Annotated in this window: 3 protein-coding genes and 1 pseudogene; 2 read left to right on the top strand and 2 right to left on the bottom strand. The window is 46.8% G+C overall.

Features of this window, described 5'->3' with window-relative positions:
• Nucleotides 1-401: 401 nt before the first annotated feature.
• Nucleotides 402-1,406, top strand: coding sequence for an isochorismatase (locus tag RMO79_RS22975; RefSeq protein ID WP_310485590.1), 1,005 nt, complete (start codon nt 402-404; stop codon nt 1,404-1,406).
• Nucleotides 1,407-1,599: 193 nt separating this feature from the next.
• On the opposite strand, the gene RMO79_RS22980 is transcribed toward RMO79_RS22975, so the two are convergent.
• Both RMO79_RS22980 and RMO79_RS22985 read right to left on the bottom strand, forming a co-directional pair.
• Complete coding sequence (locus tag RMO79_RS22980) at nt 1,600-2,511, bottom strand: histone deacetylase (RefSeq protein WP_310485591.1); 912 nt, start codon at nt 2,509-2,511, stop codon at nt 1,600-1,602.
• Nucleotides 2,512-2,574: 63 nt separating this feature from the next.
• Nucleotides 2,575-3,264: pseudogene (locus RMO79_RS22985) on the bottom strand (acetoacetate decarboxylase family protein); the annotation flags it as partial.
• A gap of 192 nt (nt 3,265-3,456) precedes the next feature.
• On the opposite strand from RMO79_RS22985, the gene RMO79_RS22990 reads away from it, so the two are divergent.
• On the top strand, nt 3,457-4,200 hold the full coding sequence (locus RMO79_RS22990) for a DUF561 domain-containing protein (RefSeq protein ID WP_310485592.1): 744 nt from the start codon (nt 3,457-3,459) through the stop codon (nt 4,198-4,200).
• Nucleotides 4,201-4,222: the final 22 nt, after the last annotated feature.

The following is a 4,222-nucleotide window of genomic DNA, read 5'->3' on the forward strand; positions in this document are numbered from 1 at the left end:
TTCTACTGTTAGTTCCGTCGTGTAGGCTTGACTCATGGCTTCCTCGATGGCTGTCTAAGTTTTGAATTTTATTCAGCCTAACAATTCGCGGAAGCTTTTTCTCTACTGGTACCTGTTTATACTTTCCAAACATCCTCTAAAATCTGGGAGTGCGTCATTGCTTTGATGCGTATTCAGAATTTCTCTCACTTTCATTGTATCAAGATTTGATTACCTCTCAGCGCAGCTACGCCAACGATCTGCTACTCCCTTCCCACCAGAAGAGTATAGATTGTACTTTTATCCTAATTACATTGCGATCTCTCCCAACCCCTTACTCCCATCTCGGTAACTTGGCGGGTTGTCATATATGGTAATTATTACTATAATTAAATTAATTTATAAAACTATAGTTACCATATATGAGCCAGTTGCCCATTCCACAGCATTTTCAACCCGATCGCGTTGGCGAGATTTGGCGGGTGCCGTATCAAGATCTGGCGATCGCTGCCAGATCGTGGGCGCAACAACACCAGCTTCGACCCACAGCAGCGGGAAACGCGAAAGTTAGGCTGTTACTCATCGATGTCCAAAATACCTTCTGTTTGCCAGATTTCGAGCTATTTGTCGGCGGACGCAGCGGGCGGGGGGCGATCGAGGATAACGTCCGATTGTGTGAGTTTATCTATCGTAATTTAGGTGAAATCGACCAAATTATCGCTACGATGGATACCCATCATCTCCACCAGATTTTCCATCCCATTTTTTGGATCGACGAAAATGGCGAACACCCGACACCAGCGGTAACGACGATCTCGCCTGCGGATGTTGCGGCGAGAAAATGGCGCGTGAATCCAGATTTTGGAACGGAGCAGTCACAGCTTCAAGCCTACGCGCTGCACTACGTAAAGCAGTTGAGCGATGGGGGCAAATATCCGCTGCTAATTTGGCCGTATCATGCCATGTTAGGCGGAATCGGTCATGCATTAGTACCCGCGATCGAGGAGGCAATCTTTTTTCATGGCATCGCGCGCACCAGTCAGGCGAGCTTTTCGATTAAAGGCGATCGCACGTTGACAGAAAATTACTCGGCGTTGGCTCCAGAGGTTTTTACAAACCAATTGGGAGAAACAATTGCTAGTAAAAACGATCGTTTGATCGAGCTATTATTAGACTCGGATAAGCTAATTATTGCCGGACAAGCACAGAGTCATTGTGTTGCATGGACGGTTAACGATCTATTGACAGAAATTCAGGCGATCGATCCAAAATTGGCACGGAAGGTGTATTTATTAGCCGATTGTACTTCACCCGTGGTAATTCCTGGCGTTGTCGATTATACCGATCGAGCTGAGGCTGCTTATCAGCGGTTTGCAGATGCCGGAATGAACATCGTCAAATCTACAGCCGATCGAGATTTTTTGTAATAGCCACTATCTACTACAGCAATCCTATTTGATTTCCAAGCACAAACACAGATAATTTTAACCGCAGAGACGCAGCGATTTGTGCTCGTCGGGGAACCCGACGGTTTAACAAATCAAGACAGAGAGCGCAGAGGTAGGAGAAAGATGTGCTAGCTTCTCATTTAGAATTGCAATATTCACTATCCACTATTCACTATCCCACACACCGATCGATCGTCGCCACCACTGAAGCACCCAACGAATCAAAATCATAACCACCTTCCAACCCAAATACAATTTTACGAGTAACTTGCAAACAGTAATCGGTAAAGATGCCAAAATCTTGAGGTTGCAGCGAAATATTCGCCAGCGGATCGTCATGATTGGCATCGTAGCCAGCACTGACAATTAATAAATCTGGGCGAAAATCTTTCAGAAATGGGATGACTTTATTCTCAAATAACGGCTGATAATCGGCGATCGTACTGCCAGCTTTCATGGGTAAATTTAACACATTTTTGTGAACTCCCCGCTCAACTGCTGCGCCACTACCCGGATAATGTGGGTACTCATGTAACGAACAATAGGCCATCTGAGGATTTTGGGCTACTACCGCTTGAGTACCATTGCCATGATGGACATCCCAGTCTAGTATAGCGACTCGATCGACACCATTTGCCAATGCATAAGTCGCCGCGATTGCCGCATTACTAAAAATGCAAAATCCCATCCCGCCAGATGGCTCTGCATGGTGCCCTGGCGGACGAGCTAACACGAATGAGGGTTGGGCGGCGATCGCCAAATCGACCCCATCCAGCCACGCATTAACAGCCAGTAGAGCTACTTCATAAGTCTTGCTAGAAACGGGTGTATCGGCATCGATGCTCCCGCCACCGCTCTGACTGAGCTGCCGTACCGACTGGATGTATTCGACAGGGTGAATTTTCTCGATCCAAGGTAATGGCGATTTTGTCTGCGTTAGTGTCGGAGATCGCCAATCGATTCGGTTTGCCCATTTTGCCCGTTCCAATGCCGATTTAATCGCTGTCAATCGAGTTGGTTTTTCGGGATGAAATTCCCCTGTCTCGTGTTGTAAAAAGTCGTCTGAATAGATAACGGGAAACATAAAATACTCGATCGATTGACTGAATTTTACTCAGATGATATCTAAAAAAGGGCTGTTTTGGCACTAAGAAGGAAGTAAATTAACCGAGATAGGTGTAGATGTCCACGAGCCAACAATTGCCGGACTGTTCGCTGTCAGATGCAGATTATTCAATTGAATTCCCAACCAAGGACGACCTAAATTGAGCGTTGTCAAAGGACTTTCGGTGGGAATGTTTAGCTTGAACGGTGTCCAGGTTAACCCAGCCTCAAAGTCGCCTGCAAATGTCAAAATATCCCGTTCTAAACCACCAAAAACATTGCTGCTACTTTTCAATTTTCCCCAGAAAGAAATCGGTAATTGAATAGTAGATCGATCGATCTGACATAGAGTTATATTACCTTGCACAACCGTTACCTGTCGATCGTGCCAAGTAAAATCAGCCATCTGTTTTGGCAACCCCCAAATATTGCGCCCACCCGCCACCGAGTCGAGATTATCTACATAAATATGCGAAATCCAAGCTCCGATTTTGCCCTGGTAACGCACCAGAGCCGGAACCACAATTAATTCATGATATTGCAGGGTCGAATTTGGCTCGTAAATAGAGACATACACCCCGCCGACAGTTTTGCCCGGTAAGACGGAAACAATCTCTAAATCATTTGGTACGAAGGCTTTCGCGCTGGCAAGATCGATCGCATGTACGGATTGGAGTGCCGTACCATACAGATGCCAAGGTGGTGGTGGATAGGACATATTAGGGAGTTGAGAAAAGAGCGGATAGGATAATTCTAACTAACTGGTAAATCGATCGTCTTCAGCAGAGAATCCTTGTAAGAGCAGTTACCGCACTGTTTGCCATCTACAACGGATGTTGACTTTGGTAGCGGCGATTTTGTTAACTTCGCCCGATCGATGTCAAAATGGTTCAGATAAAGATTTATACGTCCCTTCGTAAACGCGATGAATATGTTGAATAGCCTGCAAATAGCCTTTGCTAGTAACCGAGTCCTCAAAGTCATCAGTGGGTTGAATAATTTCGATCGCGATCGAGTTGCTATGGTAGTAAAAGCAGCCGATCTCGGTGGTGCGACATTTCTCGATATTGCTGCCGATCCTGAATTAGTCCGCATGGCGCGTCAGCTTACCAGCCTACCAATTTGTGTTTCCGCCGTCGAACCCGAATTATTCGTCGCTTGTGTCGAAGCTGGTGCCGATCTCATCGAAATCGGTAACTTCGATAGTTTCTACGCCCAAGGCATCCAATTTGAAGCCGATGAAGTTTTAGCACTAACTATCGCCACCCGTGCCTTGCTGCCCAATATTACCCTGTCTGTGACCGTTCCTCACATCTTGAGCCTAGACAAACAAGTTGAGTTGGCACAAGCTCTAGTTGCTGCGGGTGCGGATATCATTCAAACCGAAGGCGGTACCAGCAGTACACCCACTCATGCAGGTACGCTCGGCTTAATCGAAAAAGCAGCTCCCACGCTAGCTGCTGCTTACGAAATTTCCCGCGCTGTCAACGTACCCGTACTCTGTGCGTCTGGTTTATCCAACGTCACCGCACCGCTAGCTATTTCCGCAGGCGCAGCCGGAATCGGTGTCGGTTCGGCAATCAACAAGCTCAACGACGAAATTGCCGCAATTGCCGCAGTTCGCAGCCTGGTAGAAGCTCTAGCCGCTGCTCCTGTTGTTGTGATGTAGGAGACGAGGGGGATGAGGAGTA

The organism is Chamaesiphon sp. VAR_48_metabat_403 (assembly GCF_031422475.1).
GTDB lineage: Bacteria > Cyanobacteriota > Cyanobacteriia > Cyanobacteriales > Chamaesiphonaceae > Chamaesiphon.